The following is a 21,642-nucleotide window of genomic DNA, read 5'->3' as shown; positions in this document are numbered from 1 at the left end:
AATCCTATTCAATCAGCAGCGCAAGCCCATATGCGATTCCCCTGCTCTTCAGAGGAGGGGGTTTGGGGGTGGTGGAACCCTTGCGCGAGGTTCCGCACCACCCCCCGACCCCCTCCTCTGAAGAGGAGGGGGAGAGAAGGTTAAGCCCCTCCCGCTTGCGGGAGGGGTTGGGGGAGGGCATGTTCCCCCTCACACCCCCGCTTTCGACAACTTTTCCCCCAATGCCCTTGCCGCCGCGCCCGGGCGCGCTAAGAGCGAGGCGTGAGCGCATCCATCGTCATTGGCGCCGACGAACGGTCGGGCGCCCCCGTCCGTATCGACGTCGAGGAACTGCTGGCCACGCGCCTTCTGGTGCAGGGCAACAGCGGCTCGGGCAAGTCGCACCTGCTGCGCCGGATTCTGGAGCAGAGCGCCAGCGTGGTGCAGCAGGTGGTGATCGACCCGGAGGGCGATTTCGTCAGCCTGGCCGAGCCGTTTGGCCATGTCGTGGTCGATGGATCGGCCTATGACGGCACCGAGATCGTCAAGCTGGCTGCGCGCATCCGCCAGCATCGCGCCTCGGTGATCCTCGCGCTCGACGGGCTGGAACTGGAAGCGCAGATGCGCTGCGCCGCGGTGTTCATGAACACGCTGTTCGATGCCCCGCGCGACCAGTGGTATCCCGCGCTGGTGGTGGTGGACGAAGCGCAGATGTTTGCGCCGGCCGCGGCTGGCGACGTGGCCGACGATGTGCGGCGCCTGTCGCTGGCGGCGATGACCAACCTGATGTGCCGGGGGCGCAAGCGCGGCCTGGCCGGGATCATCGCGACGCAGCGCCTGGCAAAGCTCGCCAAGAACGTGGCCGCTGAAGCGTCCAACTTCCTGATGGGTCGCACTTTCCTTGATATCGACATGGCCCGCGCCGCTGATCTGCTGGGCATGGAGCGCCGCCAGGCGGAAACCATCCGCGATCTGGAGCGCGGCCATTTCCTCGCGCTCGGCCCGGCGATCTGCCGCCGCCCGGTGGGCGTGAAGATTGCCGACGTGCAGACCCGCGCGCGCAACGTGGTGCATGGCCTGATGCCGATGCCCAATGCGGTGGGCGAGGAAATGGAAGCGCTGCTGATGGCCGAACCGCTGATGTTCGATCCCGTCCCCGCGCCGCCCGAACCCGAAGAGCATGCGCCGGAAAGCGGCGAATTGCTGGAGCAGATCGAAAGCAGCGTGCCCGCCGCCGAACAGGTGGAGCCGCCCGCCGAGCCGAGCCTGTTCGCTGCAGAAGAAACCGCCGCCGATATCGCCGCGATCCTGGCCGAAATGGCGGCCGAGCCGGACTGCACGTTCCAGGCGCCGTCGCAGCTCTACCAGGATTTCACCGTCCGCTGCCGCATGCAGCGGCTGGGCCAGGTGGGCATCGATCTGGCGCAGTTCCGCCGCCGCTTTGCCATGGCCGTGGCCGGCATTCCCGATGATCGCGAGCCGAAGTGGCAACCGGCGCTGAAACTGGCCGAGGGCGTGGCTGACGACGTGCTGGCGCCGTTCCTGGTCCTCGCCGTGGCGGCGGTGGAAGGCCTGCCATGCCCAGATGACGAGCGCATGGCCGAAATTTATGGCACGCGCAGCCCCGGGCGCATCCGCCGCCTGCTCGACCATCTCGAAAAGAGCGGGCTGATCGTGGTGCGCACCGATTACGGCGGGCGGCGATCCATCGGGATTCCCGGTCTGGGCATGACGACGGCGCCGGTGGAAGCCTGAGCTTTGGTGCGGTTAGGGTCTGTTGCGCCGCAAAACGTTTGCGCAAATTCAGTTCGTATGCCTAATGGACTTGATGCGGTAACAATGGGGTGCCGCTCGTGGTTGTGAAAGGCGCTGCTTTGACGTCCGAAGTCCTTACCCGTCAATCGGTTACGCCCGAACTGGCGCTCGATGGGCTGGATTCGGTGCTGGGCCTGCACATCGGCACCACCAACACGCTGTTCGTCTCGCGGCTGGAACGCCAGTTGGAGCCGCTGAGCGTGACGCCCAAGCAGGTGGCGATCCTGTGGCTGGTCCATGCCAACCCCGGTGTCAAGCAGACCGATCTTTCGCGCTTTTTCAAGATCGAGCGCCCGACGGTGCACCAGTTCGTGCGCCAGTTGATGCGCAACGGCTATCTTGTCAACGAACCGTCCAAGCTCGATCGTCGCGCCGGTGGCCTGTGGATCACCGAAAGCGGGCAGATCACCCTGGCCGAAGCGCGCCGCGTGATTGTGGCGCACGAAGACGAATTGACCGCCTGCCTGACTGTGCGCGAGAAGTCGGAACTGTTCCGCATCCTGATGAAGGTCTATCTGTCGGCACCGTCGAAAGAGGTCTGAACCTGCGCCGCCAAGGTTGTTCAGCACCTTGTCAGCCACCGCGTGGCAAAACGGCGAAACACGATGGGTGGATCAGGACTGCCCATCCCGGAGACCGTGATGAAGATTGCTCGCTTGCAAATTGCCGCGCTTGGCGCATTGGGCCTGGTGCTTGGCCTCGCTGGAACGGCGATGGCGGCCGATGGCGATCCGGTGCACGGCCGCACAGTGGCGGCGCGCTGCCTTGCCTGTCATGATCTCAACACCGGTGCCACGCGCTTGGGGCCGTCGCTCAAGGGCGTGATCGGGCGCAAGGCCGGCTCTATGCCGGGCTATGCCTACTCCGAAGCGATGAAGAACAGCGGCGTGACGTGGACGCCCGATACGCTCGACGCCTATCTGAAAAGCCCGACCACTTATGTGAAGGGCACCAAGATGGCGTTTGCCGGCCTGCCCGATGCGAAGGATCGCGCCGACGTGGTTGCTTATCTGGGGCAGGCGACGAAGTAAGGTTTATAGGTTGGCTGGGGGCCCCGGATCAAGTCCGGGGCGACGACCCAGCTCTTGAAGCTATCCCCATTATCGTCGCCCCGGACTTGATCCGGGGCCCCGCGCAAGCTGTCGGTCAACGCCCCCTCAATCCGCGATCACCAGATTGACGCCCGCGTCGCGAATGGCTGCTGCTGCAGAGGCGGGAATGCCGGCGTCGGTGATCAGCGTATCCACTTCCCCCAGTTCGCAGACGATCGTGCCGGAGCGGGTGGTGAACTTGCTGCTGTCGACCAGCAGGATGACCTGTTCGGCGCGGTCGATCAGGCGGCGTTCGGCGGCGACCAGCACGACATCGGCCTGCATCACCCCGGCCGGGCCGACGGCGGCTGCGCCCATGAACAGCTTGGGCGCGTGGAACCGGGGCATGGATTCTTCGCCTGCCGGCGCCAGGATGATGTTCTGTTCGCGAAACACCGCGCCCGACGGCACCAGGATGCGCGTGCCCGCCTGGGGCAGCAGGGCGTTGACGATGTGCAGCGAGTTGGTCAGCACCTGAAGATCGAGCCCGGCGAGGTGCGGGCACATCTGCAAGGTGGTGGTGCCGCCATCGATCATGATGCCTTCGCCCGGGCGGCACAGCGCCGCTGCGGCGCGGCCGATTGCCTGCTTGGGGCCAAGGTTTTCGGTGATCGCCTGCTCGAACGGCGTGCCGGAAAGGTGGAAGCCGACCGGACGAGGAGCGCTGTCGGCCCCTTCGGCCAAGCGCGCGCCGCCGTGCACGCGCACGATGTGTCCTGCGCTTTCCAGCCGCGACAGGTCACGCCGGATCGTGGCGGGGGAGGCGTCGAGCATCGCCTCGAGATCGCGATAGCTGACGAAACCCGTGGGGCCGATCGCCTCGACGATCAACCGTTCGCGTTCCGCTGCGTGCATGGCCCTGTTTCGTCCTGTTTCCTGGCGTGAAGCCCCGGCTTATGCCGCGTCTGCCGCTCAAAAGCCATCATCTTCGCGCAGATGCGAGGGATCAGGCGGCGGCCTGGAGCATGTTGCCCGCGCCGATCACCACGGTGGCGCCGACCAGCAGGCCGATGCCGCTCCACACGATCGCGCGGGTGCGCGGCGAGGTGCCCTGCCATTCCTTGAGCGCGAAGCCCCATAGCGTGGAGAACAGGATGATCGAGGCCATGTGCAGCGTCCACGAGGAAAAGCCGTACTTGCCCATCTGGCTTTCGCCCATGGTATAGAAGAAGAACTGGCCATACCACAGCGTGCCGCCCAGCGCGGCAAGGGCATAGTTGCGCAGCAGCGGCGCCTGTCCGCCATCGTTGGCGGCGCCGAGAAACTGGCCGGCGCTGCGGTTGCGGGCGATCAGGATCAGGCACCAGACGAGATTGGTGGTCAGGCCCCCGGCCAGCACGACGCAGAGCACCGGCAGGCCCTGGCTGAGCGGATCAGTGCCGGCGGCCAGCGTCAGGTCGCGGATCGGCTGCCCGGCATCCAGGCCCCAGGCGAAGCAGCCGGACATGACGCCCGAGAAGATCGCGATGAGAATGCCTTTCTTCAGGTCGAATTCGGCCACCCCCTCGCTGGCGACGCCGCCCAGGTCACGCTGCTTGGCGCTGCCAGCGCGGGCGACGACGACGATGCCGGCCAGGGTGATGGCAATGCCCAGCAGCGTGAGCTGGCCGCTGGTGGTGGCAGCGATCGCGCCGATCGTGCCGTGGAAGATCGGCGGCCCCATCGTGCCGATCACGGTGGTGAGGCCCAGCGCCACCGCCATGCCCAGCGAGAGGCCGAGATAGCGCATGGTCAGCCCGAACGTGAGGCCGCCAAAGCCCCACATCGCGCCCCAGAACCAGCACCAGAGCAGCGTGGCGCGCGGCGCGGCGGCGAGCACGCCGAGCAGATCGTGGGTGCGCAGCGAGGCGAAAGCCCAGGGCGCGATGGCCCAGGAAAACAGCCCGCCGGCCAGCCAGAACACTTCCCACGACCAGCGGCTGATGCGCTTGTAGGGCACATAGAAGCTGGCCGAGGAGAACCCGCCCAGCCAGTGGAACAGCACGCCCAGTGCCGGATTTCCGCCCATCTTGGTCTGCTTCCTCTCTCGTTTATCGTCTTGTTTTCGGTTCAGGCCGGCACGGCCATGGCCGCGTGCCAGGCGGCGCGGTAGGTTTGGAGATCACCGTCGAGTGGCGCCACCCGGACCAGCTCGCCGCGCGGCTTGAGCGTGGGATCGACCAGGCGCAGCGCGCCGAACGACACATCGTTGTGCGCGTTGGCGGTGTAGACCGCGATGTCGGGCCGCAGCGCGGCGAGCGTGCGGACGAAGACTTCCGCCTCGGCAAAGCGGCCTTCGACCAGCAGGTGGTCACGGGCGCCGATCAGGCCGAGCGAAACATCGGCCACCAGCGCGGCATAGAGGCAGGCGGCGGCGCGGCGGGCATACCAGTCTTCGGGCCGGGCGATCCAGCCGAAGGTGCCATGGGGCAGGGGTCCAAAGCCGCGGCACAGCGTGGGCAGGATCATCGTGCCTTGCGCCAGCAGATCGGGCACGGCGGCGAGCAGCGCGGGTTGATCGGGCTTGATGTCCACCCGCCGGGTGTCGATCTCGATCAGGCTTTCGATCTCGCGTCCGCCCATGAAGCGGGCGGAGGGGACCGGCTGGCCGAACACGTCGACATTGACCAGGCAATCGCGGGCTTCGGGCAGGGTGGCGAGATCGACCGCCGCGCGCGCCAGGCGCATGGCGATGAACCAGGTGCCGGTCGACAGGATCGTGGCATCTTGCCCCGCAAGCTGATCGAACCCGCGCGCGGCGAGCAGCGCGGCGTTGGAATCGTGCAGGCCGGCCAGCACCTGCACCGTGGGCGCAAGGCCGGTGGCGCGGGCGACGCGCGGCGCAATCTGGCCCACGGCGGCGCTGGCGGGCAGCACGGGGGCGAACTGTGCCGCCCAGCCCCGGCGCACCGCCATCGGCGAGAACGTGCCGGCGGCCGGGTTCCACACGTCGGAATGGCAGCCCAGGCTCGACACTTCGCTGCTGGCCACGCCGGTGAGGAACCAGGCCCAGTATTGCGCCCAGGGCATCAGCGTGGCGCGGCTTTCGCCGCTGGCGGCAAAGGCATCGGGATAGAGCAGTTCGAGCCAGAACAACTGGCTGCCGATGTTGAGGCCATCGGGCAGGGCGGGCGAACCGGTCAGCGCGAAGGCATCGCGCTGCGCACGATAGGCCTCCATCACTTCGGCCGGGATCGGCTGTTCATAGTCCAGCGGCGGAAAGGCCAGCGCGCCTTGTGCCACGGCCACCACGCCCGCGCCATGGCCCACCGGCACGATCGTGTCGATCGGCGCATCGAGCGGCCGGGCGGCAAAATCGCGCAGCGTCTTGAGCAGCCAGTCACCGATGCCTTGCGCATCGAGCCGGCGCAGACCGCCGATTTCGAGCGGGGCGTTGGGGCGCACCTGGCGATCGACCAGCGTACCATCGGGGTGCCACAGGCTGACCTTGCTGAGCGTCTTGCCCAGGTCGATGACGATGATGCTGCCCCGTGCCAACTGCTTCGCTCTCCAATCCCGCGCGAGTCCCGCGCTGCGTCGTTCTGTGTGGAAATGATCAATATCAATCATTCTTGATCATTTCCACCAAAAATGTTAGCGCCGTTCTGACGCGATGCAATCACCCATGCTTGCAACGCCCCGTCTTCACCGGCCGATCGGGCAGCGACTCGAAGGCCCAATCCACGCAGGATGCCATGACCGTCGAAACGCTCGTTGCTTCAGACGCCGCCATTCCCTTTGCCGTGCCGACCAGTCGCTGGGACGATGCGGTGGCCGCCACGCTCTCGCCGGCGGAACTGCTGCTCTATCGCTCCAACCTGCTGGGTTCGGACCTGACCGTGACCAACTTTGGCGGGGGCAACACCTCGGCCAAGTTGCAGGAAACCGATCCGCTGACCGGCGAGACGGTGGAGGTGCTGTGGGTCAAGGGGTCGGGCGGGGACATCGGCTCGATGAAGCTGGATGGCTTTGCCACGCTCTACCAGGCCAAGCTGCTCGGGCTGGAAGCGCATTATGGCGGGCCGGACGATGACGACAAGATGGTCGGCTATCTGCCGCACTGCACGTTCAACCTGAACGGCCGCGCCGCCAGCATCGACACGCCGCTGCACTCGCTGCTGCCGTTCGCGCATGTCGACCACGTCCACCCCGATGCGATCATTGCCCTGGCGGCGTCTTCGGGCGGCGAGGCGGCGACGCAGGAGATCTGGGGCGGCAAGATCGGCTGGCTGCCGTGGAAGCGCCCCGGCTATACGCTGGGCGTGATGCTGCGCGATTACCAGCGCGCCAACCCCGGCGTGCAGGGCGTGATGATGGCCAGCCACGGCATCATCTGCTGGGGTGACAGTGCCAAGGAATGCTATGAGCATACCGTGCAACTGATTGCCGATGCGGCCAACTATCTGAACGCGAAGATGGCGGGCAAGCCGGCCTTTGGCGGCCAGGTGGTGGCGCCCCATCCCGATCGCGCCGCGATCGCGGCCGACCTGATGCCCCGCCTGCGCGGTTTCATGACCGGCGCGCGGCGCAAGCTGGGCCATTATTCGGATGACGCGCAGGCACTGGAATTCGTCGGTTCGGCCAAGTTCGAGGAACTGGCGGCGCTCGGTACCTCGTGCCCCGACCACTTCCTGCGCACCAAGATCGCGCCGCTCACGCTCGACCCGGCGCGTCTTCAGGACGATGCCTATCTGGCGCAGAAGATTGCCGATTACCGCGATTTCTACGCGGCCTATTACGAGCGCTGCAAGCGCGCCAACAGCCCGGCCATGCGCGATCCCAACCCGGTCGTGGTGCTGGTGCCGGGTGTCGGGCGCATCACCTTTGCCACCGACAAGACCACCGCACGCCTGGCCGGCGAGTTCTACGGCAATGCCATCAACGTGATGCGCGGCGCCGAAGCGATCGGGGAATATATCGCGCTCGACGAGCAGGAAGCGTTCGACATCGAATATTGGCTGCTTGAGGAAGCCAAGCTCCAGCGCATGCCCGCGCCCAAGCCGATGGTGGGCAAGATCGCGCTGGTCACCGGCGGCGCCGGCGGGATCGGCGCGGCGACCGCCGCCCGCTTCCTGCGCGAAGGGGCCTGCGTGGTCCTGGCCGACCGCGACGCTGGTGCGGCCGAAGAGGTGCGCGCCGGCTTTGCCAAGCAGTTCGGCAAGGACGTGGTGCGCGCCGTGGCCTGCGACGTGACCGACGAAGCGCAGGTGCAGGCCGCCTTTGCCTATGCCGCGCGGGAGTTCGGCGGGCTCGACGTGCTGGTCGCCAATGCCGGCATCGCCTCGTCCGCGCCGATCGAACAGACCACCGTGGAACTGTGGGACCGGAACTTCGACGTGCTGGCGCAAGGGTACTTCCTCACCGCCAAGCATGCCTGGGGGCTGCTCAAGCGGATGAAGGAACAGGGCGGCACGTCGGTGGTGTTCATCGGCTCCAAGAACGCCGTGGCCGCTGCCGCCGGGGCCTCGGCCTATGCCAGTGCCAAGGCCGCGGCGAACCATCTGGCCCGCTGCCTGGCGCTGGAAGGCGCGCCCGAAGGCATCCGCGTCAACGTGGTCAACCCCGATGCGGTGATCAAGGGCAGCAAGATCTGGGACGGCGACTGGCGCAAGGAACGCGCAGCCTCGAACAAGATCGACGCTGGCGAGGAACTGGAAGCGCACTACCGCAACCGTTCGATGCTCAAGCGCGACGTGCTGCCCGAAGACATTGCCGAGGCGGCCTATTGGCTGGGTTCGGAAGCGTCGGCAAAGTCGACCGGCAACATGATCAACGTGGACGCCGGCAACGTTCAGGCCTTCACGCGCTGAACGACCGGGAGAGGACAAGACCATGACACAATTGCCCCTTTCGGCCGACCTGATCGCCGAAACCAACGCCTGCCACGAACAGGCGCTGGAAGAAGACTATGGCGCGCTGGGCCGCAAGCTGGCGCGCAGCGGGATCGACATCGTGGCCGTGCAGGATCGCGTCGCGGCCTTCTCGGTTGCCGTGCCCAGCTGGGGCGCGGGCCGGGGCGGCACGCGCTTTGCCAAGTTCCCGATTGCCGGGGAGCCGACCAACATCCACGAAAAGCTGGAAGATTGCGCCGTGATCAACCAGCTTTGCCGGGTGACGCCGCGCGTTTCGCCGCACTTTCCGTGGGACAAGGTGAGCGACTTTGCAGCCCTGCGCGAGGAAGCCGCCAGCCTCGGGCTGGGCTGGGACGCGGTCAATTCCAACACGTTCCAGGATCAGGTGGGCCAGGCGCACACTTATGCCAATGGCTCGCTTGCCGCGCAGGATGCGGTCACCCGCCAGCAGGCGGTGGACCACAACATTGAATGCATCGAGATCGGCCGCCAGCTTGGCTCCACCGACCTGACGGTGTGGGTGGGTGACGGCACCAACTTCCCCGGCCAGCAGGATCTGGGCCGCAGCCTCGATCGCTATCTGGATGCGGCGAGCAAGGTCTATGCCGCGCTGCCCGACGATTGGCGCATGCTGCTGGAACACAAGATGTTCGAGCCGGCGTTCTATTCCACGGTCATTTCCGACTGGGGCAGCTCGATCCTGGCGGCGCAGGAGCTTGGCCCCAAGGCCAAGTGCCTGGTCGACCTGGGCCATCACGCGCCCAACGTGAACATCGAGCAGATCGTGGCGCGGCTGCACCGCTTCGGCAAGCTGGGCGGGTTCCACTTCAACGACAGCAAGTATGGCGACGACGATCTCGATTCCGGGTCGATCAATCCGCACCAGCTGTTCCTGGTGTTCAACGAACTGGTCGAGGCCGAACTGAACCCGCGAGACGGCTTCAACCCCAGCTACATGATCGATCAGTCGCACAATGTGACCGATCCGATCGAATCCATGCTGTCATCGGCCGAGGCGATCACGAGTTGCTTTGCCAAGGCGCTGCTGGTCGATCGCGAAGCGCTGCATGCCGCGCAGGAGGCCAACGACACGATGATGGCGTTCCAGGCGCTGCGCCGCGCCTACAATATCGATGTCGCGCCGATCCTGGCCAAGGCGCGCGCGGTGGCGGGCGGGGCGATCGACGTGCTCGAAACCTATCGCCTGAGCCAGTACCGCGCGCGCAAGGCGCAGGAGCGCAAGGCCGTGGGGCTGGGCGCCGGAATCGTCTGAGCAAATCCGGGCCAAATGCCGCGCCAAATGCCGGGGCAGGGCGGAAAGCCTTGCCCCGGTAAACCAGATCGCCAAAACGACTATTCGTGTTCCCCAGGAGAGACTGCATGATCGAGCCGGCATTCCGCCGCATTCGGACCGCCCTGCTGCTGGCCAGCGCGCTTGCCGGAACGACCGCTCTGCCAGTCCGGGCGACGGCCGAGCCGGCACCCGATGCGGCCGCCAGCCCGGTCCCCGGCGCCGGAGCAGTGCATGCCGGCATGGCCGTTCCGCTCGATCTGCAATTCCGCGATCCGCCCGCTTCGGCCCGGCCGCGAGTATGGTGGCACTGGATGAACGGCAATGTCACCAAGGATGGCATTGCCAAGGACATCGACTGGATGAGCCGCATGGGCATCGGCGGCTTGCAGGCGTTTGACGCCGGGTTGATGACGCCGCAGGTGGTTGATCACCGCCTGGTGTTCATGTCTCCCGAATGGAAGGATGCGTTCCGCTTTGCCGCGCAGAGCGCTGATGCGCGCGGGCTGGAACTGGCAATTGCCTCTTCGCCCGGCTGGTCTGAAACCGGCGGCCCCTGGGTGCAACCGGCCGACGCGCTGAAGAAAGTGGTGTGGAGCGAGACCGTGGTGCCCGGTGGCAAGCCGCTGTCTGCTCCGCTGGCCGCGCCGCCCCATGTCACCGGCACGTTCCAGGACATGGAACTGAACGATCCGCTGGCGGCGCTGACCAAGGAAGGCCCCGATCAGCACCATGAATTCTATGCCGACATCGCCGTGCTGGCCGTGCCGGTGGACGCGGCCGGGGCCACGCTGCCGCTGCCGGTGATCACCGGCCCGGATGGCAAGGCGCTGGATGCCGCACTGCTGACCGGTGACAGCTTTGCCAAGGGGCAGATGGTGCCGCACGGCACCGAGCAGCAACCTTCGGTGGTGCTGGCGCGGTTCGACCGGCCGCAGACCGTGCGCGGGGTCACGCTGTTCCTGGCCGGAGCCAAGGGCATGTTCTCGGGCGCCGTTGTCGCGCCCAGGCTGGAAGCGAGCAGCGACGGCACGACCTGGAGCAAAGTGGCCGATGTGCCGGTCACCTCGGCCCCGACCAGCGTGAGCTTCGCGCCGGTCACCGCCAGCCAGTTCCGCGTCGTGCTGGCGCCCTTGCCGTTCAAGGGCTCCAACCTGGGCGATCCGGCACCGGGCGCGGCCACCGATGTCGGTTTCATGAAGATGATGGCGGCCGGGGCCACCGCGCCGTTCGACTTGCGCCATTTCCGCCTGCATGGGGAGCCGCGCATCGACCGGTTCGAGGCCAAGGCCGGTTTTTCCATCGAGCAGGACTATTACGCCCTGGGCACGCCCGATGCCGGCGCGGCCGGGCCGGATGCCGCCAAGGTGGTGAACCTGACCGGCAAGCTGCGCCCCGACGGCACGCTGGACTGGACGCCGCCGGCGGGCAGCGCCTGGCGCATCCTGCGCTTTGGCACCAGCCTGCTGGGCACCACCAACCACCCCGCCGCGCCCGAGGCGACCGGGCTGGAAGTGGACAAGTTCGATGGTGCTGCCGTCAGGCGCTACCTGACGCACTACCTGGGGATGTATCGCGACGCGACCGGGCTGGAACTGATGGGCCAGCATGGCGTGAAAGCCCTGCTGACGGATTCGATCGAAGTGGGCGCGGCCAACTGGACGCCCAGGATGATCGACCAGTTCAAGCGCCTGCGCGGCTATGATCCCACCCCCTGGCTGCCAACGCTGGCCGGCGTGCTGATCGGCAGCCGCGCCGATGCCGACCGTTTCCTCTATGACTGGCGCCGCACGCTCGCCGATCTGCTCGCCTCGGAGCATTATGGCATGGTGGCGCAAGTGGCGCACGAGAACGGCCTCAAGGTCTACGGCGAGGCGCTGGAAGACAACCGCCCGATGCTGGGCGATGACATGGCCATGCGCATGCGCGCCGACGTGCCGATGGCGGCGCTGTGGACCTTTGGCCGCGAGACCGGGCCGAACCCCAGCTATCTGGCCGACATGAAAGGCGCTGCCTCAGTTGCGCACGTCTACGGGCAAAACCTGGTCGCGGCTGAATCGATGACCTCCGCCCTGGCACCCTGGGCCTATACGCCCAAGGACTTGCGCCGGATCATCGACCTGGAATTCGTCAGCGGGATCAACCGCCCGGTGGTGCACACCTCAGTCCACCAGCCGGTGGACGACAAGGTGCCGGGCCTGTCGCTGATGATCTTTGGCCAGTTCTTCAACCGCCACGAAAGCTGGGCCGAGATGGCGCGGCCCTGGGTGGACTACATGGCGCGCAATTCGCTGCTGTTGCAGCAGGGGCGCAACGTGGCCGATGTCGCCTATTTCTATGGCGAGGAAGCCCCGCTGACCGGGCTTTATGGCAAGGCACCGGTGGCCGATGCGCCCAAGGCCAACGCCTATGACTTCGTCAATGCCGATGCACTGGGCGGCGTGCTGCTCAACCAGGGCAACGAACTCGTCAGCCAGGGCGGAGCCCGCTATCGCGCCATCTACCTCGGCGGTTCGTCGCGGATGATGACGCTCAAGACCCTGCGCCGCCTGGCCGAACTGGTCGATGGTGGCGCCACCGTGATCGGCCTGGCGCCGCAGGGCTCGCCGGCGCTCGACGATGCGCAAGCGGCCAAGGCGGCGGAGTGGCAGCAACTGGTGGCGCGGCTCTGGCCGGGCAGCGGCGACGCCACGGTGGGCAAGGGCCGCGTGATCGCGCTGGCCGATGTCGACGCCGGGCTGGCGCGGCTGGGCGTGGCGCCCGATTTCCGGCTGGTGGGCGCAAGCGATGCGCAAGTGCCGTTCGTTCACCGCCAACTGGCCGACGGCGATGCCTGGTTCCTGGTCAACCGCCGCAACCGCGACGAGGCGTTCGAGGCGCATTTCCGCGTCACCGGCAAGCAGCCCGAATTGTGGCATGCCGACAGCGGCAAGGTGGAGCCGGTATCGTGGCGCAGCGAGAACGGCGAAACCATCGTGCCGCTCAGCCTGCCGGCCGAAGGTTCGGTCTTCGTGGTATTCCGCAAGCCGGCCACGACCACCCATGGCGAAGTGCGGGCGGTGCATGACGTGCTGCTCGGCACTCTCGGCGCGGCGACCGGATCGACCCGCAGCAAGTCGCGCGATCCAGGCTGGATGGTCGCGTTCCAGGCCGGCCGGGGTGCGCCCGCTTCGCTGGCCATGCCTACCTTGGCGCGGCTGGACCAGAATGCCGCGCCCGGCGTGCGTTATTTCTCCGGCATCGCGACCTATGCCCGCAGCTTCCGCTTGCCCAAGGGCTGGAAGAAAGGCCAGCCGCTGTGGCTCGACCTGGGTGAAGTGCACGATATTGCGCAAGTCACTGTCAACGGCCAGGATCTGGGCACGCAATGGCATGCGCCCTATCGCTTCGATCTTGGCAGCGCGGTGCACAATGGCACCAACGCGATCCAGGTGCGCGTGGCCAATAGCTGGGTCAACCGCCTGATCGGTGACGCGCAGCCCGGCGCCACCAAGGTGACCTGGACCGCAATCCCCACCTACAATGCCGATGCGCCGCTGCGGCCTTCGGGCCTGGTTGGCCCGGTCACGCTGGGCACGACCCGCTGAACCGGTGGCGGCGACGGGGGACATTTTCTCCTGTCTACCTAGGCTTCCCATCGGCAATTGACAACGCTGACAATGCCCGTCACGATGTGTCAAAGAATCTGGTGGTGCTGGGCCACCGTGGGGAAGGATGCACAAGAATGGGCAAGCAATTTCTGTCCGCCGTGGCGCTTGCTGCGGTGGGGGCCGGCATGGGGCCGGCTTCGGCGTGGGCGCAGGAAGCCGGTGCCCCTCCGGTAAACCTTGCCGCCGCCGAAGCGCGCGCGGATCAGACCGTCAAGGCGATGACCGCAGACGAGCGTACCACGCTGACTCATGGCAACATGGCCATCCAGCTTTTCCCCGGCGCGCCGCCGATCCCCGAGGATGCCGTGCCGGGCGCGGGCTATATCGCCGGGTTGCCGCGCCTGGGCGTGCCCGCGCTCAAGGAAACCGACGCCAGCCTGGGCGTGGCCTGGGTGGGCGGTGCGCGCAAGCGCGGGGCGACGGCGCTGCCTTCGGGCATTGCCCAGGCGGCAAGCTGGGATCCGGCCGTGCTGCACGATGGCGGCGCGATGATCGGCGCCGAAGCGCGCGCCAGCGGCTACAACGTGCTGCTGGCCGGTGGCGTCAACCTCACGCGCGATCCGCGCAATGGCCGCACGTTCGAATATCTGTCGGAAGATCCGCTGCTGTCGGGCGTGCTGGTGGGCGCGGCGATCCGTGGCATCCAGTCCAACCACATCATTTCCACGATCAAGCACTTCGCGCTCAACGGGCAGGAAACCGGGCGCCAGTTCGTGGACATCCAGATCGGCAATGCCGCCGCGCGCGAAAGCGACCTGCTGGCGTTCCAGATCGGCATCGAGCAGGGCCAGCCCGGCGCGATCATGTGTGCCTACAACCGCGTGAACGGCCCGCGCGCCTGCGCCAGCGACTGGCTGCTCAACACCGTGCTCAAGCGCGACTGGCGCTACAAGGGCTTCGTCATGTCGGACTGGGGCGCGGTGCCGGGGCTTGAGGCGGCCACGGCCGGGCTGGACCAGCAATCGGGCGAACAGCTTGACAAGGCGGTCTATTTCGGAAGCAAACTGGCCGACAAGGCCGCCACGGACAAGGCCTGGGCCGCGCGCCTGGCAGACATGAACCGCCGCGTGCTGACCGCGATCTATGCCACCGGGGTGGACAAGAATCCGGTTACGCCGGGTGGGCAGTGGGACCAGGCCGCCCATTCCGCCGTGGCGGAAAAGGCGGCGATTGCCGGCATGGTCTTGCTGCGCAACCAGAACAACGCGCTGCCGCTGTTGCGCGATGCCAAGAGCGTGGCGGTGATCGGCGGCTATGCCGATGGCGGCGTGATCTCGGGCGGTGGATCGAGCCAGGTGCAGGGCGATGGCGGCCCGGTGGTTTCGCGCCCGGTGCTGGCGGCCGGGATGTTTGCCGGGATCATGCAGGAACAGTTCCACCGTTCCAGCCCGCTCGATGCGATCAAGCAGCGGCTGCCGCAGGCGGCGATGCATTTCCGCGACGGGCGCTATATCGCCGACGCGGTGGAGGCCGCGCGCAGGTCTGACGTGGCCATCGTCTTTGCCACCGAATGGCGCACCGAAGGGCTGGACCAGCCCGACCTGTCGCTGCCCGATGGCCAGGACGCGCTGATCGCGGCGGTGGCAGCGGCCAATCCGCGCACCATCGTGGTGCTGGAAACCGGCGGGCCGGTGGCCATGCCCTGGCTGGACAAGACCGCTGCCGTGCTCGAAGCGTGGTATCCCGGCGCGCGCGGCGGGGAAGCGATCGCCAAGGTGCTGTTTGGGGAGGCGAACCCCGGCGGCCGCCTGCCGGTCACGTTCCCGGCCAGCGTCGCGCAATTGCCCCGGCCCAAGCTGGATGGCAGCGACACGCTCGATCCCGATTTCATGGGCAACCCGCCCACGCCGCAAACCACGCTCAAGGCCGATTACAATATCGAAGGCTCCGATGTGGGCTATCGCTGGTTCGCGCGGACCGGGGCCAAGCCGCTGTTTCCGTTCGGCTATGGCCTGAGCTACACCACCTTTGCCCAAGACGGGCTGAGCGTGGATGGCAAGACCGCGCGCTTTACCCTGCGCAACACCGGCAAGGTGGCGGGCGATGATGTGGGGCAGGTCTATCTGGTCGATCGCGCCGGCAGCGCCAAGCGCCGTCTGGTGGGCTTTGCCCGCGTCCATCTGGAGCCGGGCGAGAGCAAGACGGTGAGCGTGCCGATCGATCCGCGCCTGCTGGCCGATTGGCAGGATGCCGGGAAGGGCGGGTGGACGATGCCCGCCGGGACCTATGGCTTTGCCCTGGGCAGCGATGCCGAGACCCTGGGCCAGGTGGTGACCGTGCGCCTGCCCGCGCGCAACTGGAAGGATTGAACGCCATGGCCTTTCGCAAGATGATGCTGTTCGCCGCCGCGTTGGCCGCCCCCCTCGTGGCTCAGGCCGCGCCCGCCGCGCCGACGGTGAGCGTGGCACAAGGCACCCTGGTAGGGGCCGAGGAAGGGGCCGTCGCCAGCTTCAAGGGCATTCCCTATGCCGCGCCGCCGGTGGGCGACTTGCGCTGGCGCGCACCGCAGCCGGTGGCCGGCTGGACCGGCCCGCGCGATGCCACGCAATATGGCCACGATTGCGCGCAGGCGCCGTTCCCGCCCGATGCCGCGCCGATCCGCACGCAGCCGGCCGAGGATTGCCTCTATCTCAACGTGTGGAAGCCGGCGGGTGCTGCTGCCAACGCGCGGCTGCCGGTGATGGTGTGGATCCACGGTGGCGGCTTCGTCAACGGCGGCACGTCGCCCGCCGTCTATTCGGGCGCAGCCTTTGCCCGCGACGGGGTGGTGCTGGTCAGCCTCAACTATCGCCTGGGCCGCTTCGGCTTTTTCGCCCATCCCGCGCTCAAGGCCGAGGGGCTGGGCGGCAACTTCGGCTTCCTGGACCAGATCGCGGCGCTCAAGTGGGTGCAGGCCAATGTCGCGGCATTCGGCGGCGATCCGGCCAACGTGACGGTGTTTGGCGAAAGCGCGGGCGGCATGAGCATGCACATGCTGCTGCAATCGCCGCTGGCGCGCGGCCTGTTTGCGCGGGCGATCATCGAATCCGGCGGCGGGCGCGATGGCACCATGCTGATGCCGACCATGGCCCGCGCGGCCAAGATCGGCGCGACGTTTGCGCCGGGCCTCGACGCGGCCGGGCTGCGCGCCCTGCCGGAAGACAAGGTTACCGGCAATCTCAGCATGATGACCATGGACCAGCCGGGCTATTCCGGGCCGATGGTGGATGGGCAAACCGTGCTGGGCGCGGCCAACGACGGTGCGGCGGCGGGGATCTATGCGCCGGTGCCGGTGCTGATCGGGGCCAATTCCGCCGATGGTTTTCCGCGCGTGACCGACAAGGCCGCGATCTTTGCCACCTATGGCGCCGATGCGGACAAGGCCCGCGCGCTCTATGATCCGCAAGGCACGGCCACCGGCCTGGTGGTCGGCACGATGACCAGCGCCGATCGCATGTTCATCGAACCCGCGCGCGCGGTGGCCCGCCTGCTGGCGCCGCGCCAGCCGGTGTGGCTCTATCGCTTTGGCTATGCCCATCCCGAGCCGCTGGCGGCGATGGGCGGCGCGCCGCATGCCTCTGAACTGCCCTATGTGTTCGACAGTCTGCCGGGGCGGACGCAGCCCAAGGCGATCCCTGCCGAACAGCCGGTGGCGACGCTGACGCACAAGCTGTGGGTGGCCTTTGCCAAGACCGGGCGGCCCGATGGCCTGCCGGGCCTGACGCCCTGGCCGCAAGTGACGCCGACCGACACCACCGTCCACCTGATCGACGGCAGCGGCGCTCGGCAGGTGGAAGACCCCTATCGCGCCCGGCTCGATTTCGTGGAGCAGCACATCAAGCCTTGATGCGCTATCCCGGTGCAGCAAAACGGCTGCTGCACCGGGATATTCTAGCTGCGGCGTTGACATTCCGGCGCAACCGGCTTTTTGTATTTCGCATGCTTTCGCAAAAGACGCGCTATACGATCCGTGCCCTGCAACATCTGTCCGACACGTTTGGACAAGGGCCCGTGCGGCTGGACGCGATTGCCGAGGCGCAGAACATTCCGCGCAAGTTCCTCACCGTGATCCTGTCGGAAATGGCGCGCGAAGGCGTGGTCGTGTCGCAGCGCGGGCGCGATGGCGGCTATGAACTGGCGCTGCCCCCGGTGGACATCCGCTATGGCGACATCATCCGCCTCACGCGCGGCAGCCTGGCCCTGGTTCCCTGCGCCAGCCGCAACGCGCACGAACACTGCGCCAATTGCCTGCCCGAGGCCGATTGCCGCCTGCGCGGGCTGATGATCCGCCTGCGCGACGAAATGGCCGACATGCTGGACAAGGTGACCCTGGCCGACGCCATCACCCTGGTGCCCCCGTTCGACGAGGCCGAGGCCTGATCACGCGGCAGCGCGGGGCAGCGTGGGCCCCGGATCAAGTCCGGGGCGACGGGGAATGGCAAGTCAGGGAGTGATGATCATCGTCGCCCCGGACTTGATCCGGGGCCCTACGCAACGCCCGAAATATCCAGACCGGCCCACCACTCCCCGCAATCAACCGCAACTTTTGCCCATGGCCGCAACCTTCGCTTGGCGAGGGCCAAGGCGCTGGCTATAGGACGGCGCATGACCCTTCCTGCTTCTGGCCGCAGCCCGCTGCGCATCGCCGTTCTCGCCGCCGCCACCGTTGCCATCGGCCTTACCGCCGGGTGTGCGGGCGGGGGCAAGGCCAAGAAGGACGTGGCCTATGTCGCGCGCGATGTGGACACGCTCTACATGACCGCCAAGGACCGGCTGGACAAGGGCGACGCCAAGGCCGCCGCCGCCCTGTTCGATGAAGTGGAGCGCCAGCACCCCTATTCGCCCTGGGCCCGCCGCGCGCAGTTGATGGGCGCGTTCAGCTATTACGTGGCGCGTGACTATGCCAAGTCGGTGCAGACCGCGCAGCGCTTCCTGTCGATCCACCCCGGCAACAAGGATGCGCCCTATGCCTATTACCTGGTGGCGCTGTGCTATTACGAGCAGATCAGCGACGTCACGCGCGACCAGAAGATCACCCAGCAGGCGCTGACCGCGCTGACCGAAGTGATCCGCCGCTATCCCAACACCGACTATGCCACCGACGCCCGCCTCAAGCTCGACCTGGTGAACGACCACCTGGCCGGCAAGGAAATGGAAGTGGGCCGCTTCTATGAACGCAGCGGCAAGTGGCTGGCCGGCACGCTGCGCTTCCGCGTGGTGATCGACAAGTACCAGACCACCAGCCACACCCCCGAAGCGCTGTTCCGCCTGGTCGAATGCTACCTCGCCCTGGGCGTGCGCGACGAAGCCCAGAAAGCCGCCGCCGTGCTCGGCGCCAACTACCCCGGCAGCGACTGGTACAAGCGCGCGTTCAAGCTGATGAACGCCAAGGGGGATGATATCACGGCGGCGTGATTTTTTGCGCAGGTTGTGAGGTTAAGGAGGGCGCCTGCGGGGCGCCCTTTTTTGTGGGATTGGTTCAGGTGGTGACTGACTTTGGGACTTGTACGAACCCGCTGGCGCGGGAGTGGTGCTTGCCTTGAGGTCTGGCGAGTAATCAGCGGTCTGGGTCTAAGTTGAGGTGTGGGCCATGTAGGCAGACGATTGCGGCTCCTTTCAACCGAGGAGTCGTACCATGACCAATGTTCAGTCTGATGCCCCCGCCAGTTCCCTACGTCAGCGCATGATCGAAGACATGAACATGCGCCGGTTCACGCGGAAGACCCAGTTCGATTACGTGCGGCATGTCGCGAGGTTTGCCACATATCTTGGGCGTCCCCCCGATACCGCGACGGCAGAAGAACTCCGGCAATTCCAGGTCGAACAGCGGGAGGCGGGCATAGGGATCCCGACCATGAACAGCATCGTTTCTGCGCTGCGTTTCTTTTTCACGCACACCATTGATCGCCCGGATCTGTCCCGCAAGCTCTACACGGTCAAGAACCCTCGCGCATTGCCCGTTGTCCTCAGCCGCGACGAGGTTGTGCTCTTACTCGGCGCGACCAACTGCCTGAAGCACAAGGCTGCACTGTCGGTTGCGTATGGTGCTGGCTTGCGCGCCGCCGAGGTCACAATGCTGAAGGTCCGCGATGTCGACAGCAAGCGCATGCTCCTGCGAGTGGAGCGCGGTAAAGGCGGGCGCTATCGCAATGCGCTCCTGCCCGCTGACCTTCTTGCCCTTTTGCGCGAGTGGTGGACGGTGGGCCGCAAGCAAGGCGTCATGCACGCCGATGGCTGGCTGTTCCCGGGCATGCACTATCTCAAGCCGCTTAGTACCAGGCAACTCCATCGCATCGTTGTCGATGCTGCCGAGGCTGCGGGCATCAAAAAGCGTGTCGGCCCACATACCCTGCGCCACAGCTTCGCGACCCACCTGCTTGAAGACGGCGTCGATATTCGGATCATTCAGGCGCTGCTCGGGCATGCGAACCTCGAGACCACCGCTTTCTACACCACGGTCGCAACCCGAACGGTGCGCGCGGTCATCAGTCCGCTGGACAAGTTGACAACGCTGCTCGAGCCGCAGGTGGCTCCTCCCGGCTGAGCCGGTGCGCGCCTCGCTCGAGGTCGCCGATATCTTCCGTAGCGCCGGGCCCGCGTATCGCTCAGCCCACGCCGGGCATCTCAGCCTCGGCCAGCTCAAGGTCATGACGGCCATCGAGAATTGCCGCACCGCCGCGCTGGGCGGTCACGTCGAGGCCTGCGACGACTGCGGGCACTGGCGGATTGCCTACAACTCATGCCGCAACCGGCATTGCCCCAAATGTCAGGGCGCTGCTGCGCGCACCTGGCTGGCCGCGCGTGAGGCCGATCTGTTGCCGGTCGGCTACTTCCACGTGGTGTTTACCGTGCCTGCCGAGATCGCCGACATTGCCTGGCAGAACAAGGCGGTGGTCTATGACCTGCTGTTCCGCGCCGCCGCGGACACGATGCTGACCATCGCGGCCGATCCCAAGCACCTCGGTGCGCGCATCGGCATCACCGCCGTGCTGCACACATGGGGCTCGGCACTGACCCACCACCCGCACGTGCACATGATCGTACCTGGCGGCGGCATCGTGCTCGACGGCACGCGCTGGATCTCGTCGCGCCCCGCATTCCTGCTGCCGGTGCGCGTTCTGGGCGCCTTATTTCGCCGCTTGTTCCTTACGCGCCTCTTGGCATTGTTCGATGCCGGCAAGCTGGCCTTCTTCAGCACCTTAGCTGGCCTCGCACAGCGCAAGGCCTTCCTGCGGCATCTGTCGCCCATCCGGAAGAAGCGCTGGGTGGTCTATGCCAAGCCGCCTTTTGCCGGCCCGCAGGCGGTGCTGGCCTATCTCTCGCGCTACACGCACCGCGTTGCCATTTCGAACCGGCGCCTCATTGCCTTCGACGAGGCCGGCGTGACGTTCCGGTACAAGGATTATCGCCGCGACGGTGGCGAGCGCCAGCAGGTCACGACGCTGGCCACCGACGAGTTCATCCGCCGCTTTCTGATCCACGTCCTGCCGCGCGGCTTCCACCGCATCCGGCATTACGGCCTACTTGCCAGTTCAACCCACAAGGAGGCCATGGCGCTGGCCCGCAGGCTGCTTGGCGTCGCCGCGCAGATTGAAGAGACCGACACCGAACCCGACGAACCGACCGATCATCGCCCGCCATGCCCATGTTGCGGCGGGCACATGACCATCATCGAAACGTTCGCCCGCTGGTGCCAGCCCCGCGCTCCGCCGCAATCGGCGCCGCTGACCCGAGAGAACACGCCATGATCCGGCATGGCTTACCCTGCATGATGGCCGTGAACGTTGCGCCTCGGCCTATGGGGATAGGTGTGTCGACGCCGCCAGCACAGTCAAAACTGGGCTCATTGCCAGCAGGATCAGCGGCGCATCGAGCACAATGGTCATCTGACTTCCATGCTGTTCCGCCCATCACGGGCTGGCCGGTGGGATTGCTTCAGTCACCCTGACGTGACCCCCAGCTTTCCACCAGCTGGGATTAGAGCCGGGCCGTTTTGTTGCGCATGA

General features: G+C 66.7%; 15 protein-coding genes. 12 read left to right on the top strand and 3 right to left on the bottom strand.

The features are described from left to right. Positions 1–261: 261 nt before the first annotated feature. The 3 genes from IE191_RS19930 (at position 262) to IE191_RS19920 (ending at position 2,825) form a co-directional block, all read left to right on the top strand. Complete coding sequence (locus IE191_RS19930; RefSeq protein WP_191326140.1) at positions 262–1,734, top strand: ATP-binding protein; 1,473 nt, start codon at positions 262–264, stop codon at positions 1,732–1,734. A 119-nt stretch (positions 1,735–1,853) separates the two neighbouring features. Continuing rightward, on the top strand, positions 1,854–2,336 hold the full coding sequence (locus IE191_RS19925; RefSeq protein ID WP_191326139.1) for a MarR family winged helix-turn-helix transcriptional regulator: 483 nt from the start codon (positions 1,854–1,856) through the stop codon (positions 2,334–2,336). A 99-nt stretch (positions 2,337–2,435) separates the two neighbouring features. Beyond that, complete coding sequence (locus IE191_RS19920) at positions 2,436–2,825, top strand: c-type cytochrome (protein WP_191326138.1); 390 nt, start codon at positions 2,436–2,438, stop codon at positions 2,823–2,825. A gap of 126 nt (positions 2,826–2,951) precedes the next feature. Here the strand turns inward: IE191_RS19920 and IE191_RS19915 are convergent, their stop codons facing one another. From IE191_RS19915 to IE191_RS19905, 3 genes are all read right to left on the bottom strand, one after another. Continuing rightward, entirely contained in the window at positions 2,952–3,740 is a 789-nt protein-coding gene (locus IE191_RS19915; RefSeq protein WP_191326137.1) for a DeoR/GlpR family DNA-binding transcription regulator, read from the bottom strand. A 91-nt stretch (positions 3,741–3,831) separates the two neighbouring features. After that, positions 3,832–4,893: an L-rhamnose/proton symporter RhaT gene (rhaT, locus tag IE191_RS19910; RefSeq protein WP_191326136.1), complete on the bottom strand. Its 1,062-nt coding sequence runs from the start codon at positions 4,891–4,893 to the stop codon at positions 3,832–3,834. Positions 4,894–4,934: 41 nt separating this feature from the next. Beyond that, on the bottom strand, positions 4,935–6,362 hold the full coding sequence (locus IE191_RS19905) for an FGGY-family carbohydrate kinase (RefSeq protein ID WP_229815704.1): 1,428 nt from the start codon (positions 6,360–6,362) through the stop codon (positions 4,935–4,937). A 131-nt stretch (positions 6,363–6,493) separates the two neighbouring features. Between IE191_RS19905 and IE191_RS19900 the strand changes: the two genes are divergently transcribed. The 9 genes from IE191_RS19900 (at position 6,494) to IE191_RS19860 (ending at position 21,384) form a co-directional block, all read left to right on the top strand. Next, complete coding sequence (locus IE191_RS19900; RefSeq protein WP_229815703.1) at positions 6,494–8,674, top strand: bifunctional rhamnulose-1-phosphate aldolase/short-chain dehydrogenase; 2,181 nt, start codon at positions 6,494–6,496, stop codon at positions 8,672–8,674. Positions 8,675–8,696: 22 nt separating this feature from the next. Beyond that, positions 8,697–9,989 (top strand): sugar isomerase, encoded by a 1,293-nt coding sequence (locus IE191_RS19895; protein ID WP_191326134.1) that lies wholly within the window; start codon positions 8,697–8,699, stop codon positions 9,987–9,989. 107 nt (positions 9,990–10,096) lie between these two features. Beyond that, positions 10,097–13,594 (top strand): glycosyl hydrolase, encoded by a 3,498-nt coding sequence (locus IE191_RS19890; protein WP_191326133.1) that lies wholly within the window; start codon positions 10,097–10,099, stop codon positions 13,592–13,594. 188 nt (positions 13,595–13,782) lie between these two features. Next, positions 13,783–15,966 (top strand): beta-glucosidase family protein, encoded by a 2,184-nt coding sequence (locus tag IE191_RS19885; RefSeq protein ID WP_373299349.1) that lies wholly within the window; start codon positions 13,783–13,785, stop codon positions 15,964–15,966. A 5-nt stretch (positions 15,967–15,971) separates the two neighbouring features. After that, positions 15,972–17,483 carry a carboxylesterase/lipase family protein gene (locus IE191_RS19880; protein WP_229815701.1) on the top strand — a complete coding sequence of 504 codons (1,512 nt, stop codon included), beginning with the start codon at positions 15,972–15,974 and terminating at the stop codon, positions 17,481–17,483. Between the two features lie 92 nt (positions 17,484–17,575). Continuing rightward, entirely contained in the window at positions 17,576–18,016 is a 441-nt protein-coding gene (locus IE191_RS19875) for an RrF2 family transcriptional regulator (RefSeq protein WP_191326131.1), read from the top strand. Between the two features lie 225 nt (positions 18,017–18,241). After that, positions 18,242–19,051 carry an outer membrane protein assembly factor BamD gene (locus IE191_RS19870; protein ID WP_191326130.1) on the top strand — a complete coding sequence of 270 codons (810 nt, stop codon included), beginning with the start codon at positions 18,242–18,244 and terminating at the stop codon, positions 19,049–19,051. Between the two features lie 220 nt (positions 19,052–19,271). Beyond that, complete coding sequence (locus tag IE191_RS19865; RefSeq protein ID WP_191326129.1) at positions 19,272–20,180, top strand: tyrosine-type recombinase/integrase; 909 nt, start codon at positions 19,272–19,274, stop codon at positions 20,178–20,180. A 4-nt stretch (positions 20,181–20,184) separates the two neighbouring features. After that, complete coding sequence (locus IE191_RS19860) at positions 20,185–21,384, top strand: IS91 family transposase (RefSeq protein WP_191326128.1); 1,200 nt, start codon at positions 20,185–20,187, stop codon at positions 21,382–21,384. The last annotated feature ends 258 nt before the right edge of the window (positions 21,385–21,642 follow it).

This window comes from Novosphingobium pokkalii (assembly GCF_014652855.1).
GTDB classification, from domain to species: Bacteria; Pseudomonadota; Alphaproteobacteria; order Sphingomonadales; family Sphingomonadaceae; genus Novosphingobium; species Novosphingobium pokkalii.
Note: the sequence above shows the minus strand (reverse complement) of the source record. Positions and strands in the feature narration are given on the sequence as shown.

Excerpts from the sequence above, each read along its gene's own strand:
- IE191_RS19865 (WP_191326129.1), top strand. The coding sequence starts at position 19,272 with ATGACCAATGTTCAGTCTGATGCCCCCGCCAGTTCCCTACGTCAGCGC.
- IE191_RS19885 (WP_373299349.1), top strand. The coding sequence starts at position 13,783 with ATGGGGCCGGCTTCGGCGTGGGCGCAGGAAGCCGGTGCCCCTCCGGTA.
- IE191_RS19870 (WP_191326130.1), top strand. The coding sequence starts at position 18,242 with ATGACCCTTCCTGCTTCTGGCCGCAGCCCGCTGCGCATCGCCGTTCTC.
- IE191_RS19875 (WP_191326131.1), top strand. The coding sequence starts at position 17,576 with ATGCTTTCGCAAAAGACGCGCTATACGATCCGTGCCCTGCAACATCTG.
- IE191_RS19915 (WP_191326137.1), bottom strand. The coding sequence starts at position 3,740 with ATGCACGCAGCGGAACGCGAACGGTTGATCGTCGAGGCGATCGGCCCC.
- IE191_RS19895 (WP_191326134.1), top strand. The coding sequence starts at position 8,697 with ATGACACAATTGCCCCTTTCGGCCGACCTGATCGCCGAAACCAACGCC.
- IE191_RS19890 (WP_191326133.1), top strand. The coding sequence starts at position 10,097 with ATGATCGAGCCGGCATTCCGCCGCATTCGGACCGCCCTGCTGCTGGCC.
- rhaT (WP_191326136.1), bottom strand. The coding sequence starts at position 4,893 with ATGGGCGGAAATCCGGCACTGGGCGTGCTGTTCCACTGGCTGGGCGGG.
- IE191_RS19920 (WP_191326138.1), top strand. The coding sequence starts at position 2,436 with ATGAAGATTGCTCGCTTGCAAATTGCCGCGCTTGGCGCATTGGGCCTG.
- IE191_RS19880 (WP_229815701.1), top strand. The coding sequence starts at position 15,972 with ATGGCCTTTCGCAAGATGATGCTGTTCGCCGCCGCGTTGGCCGCCCCC.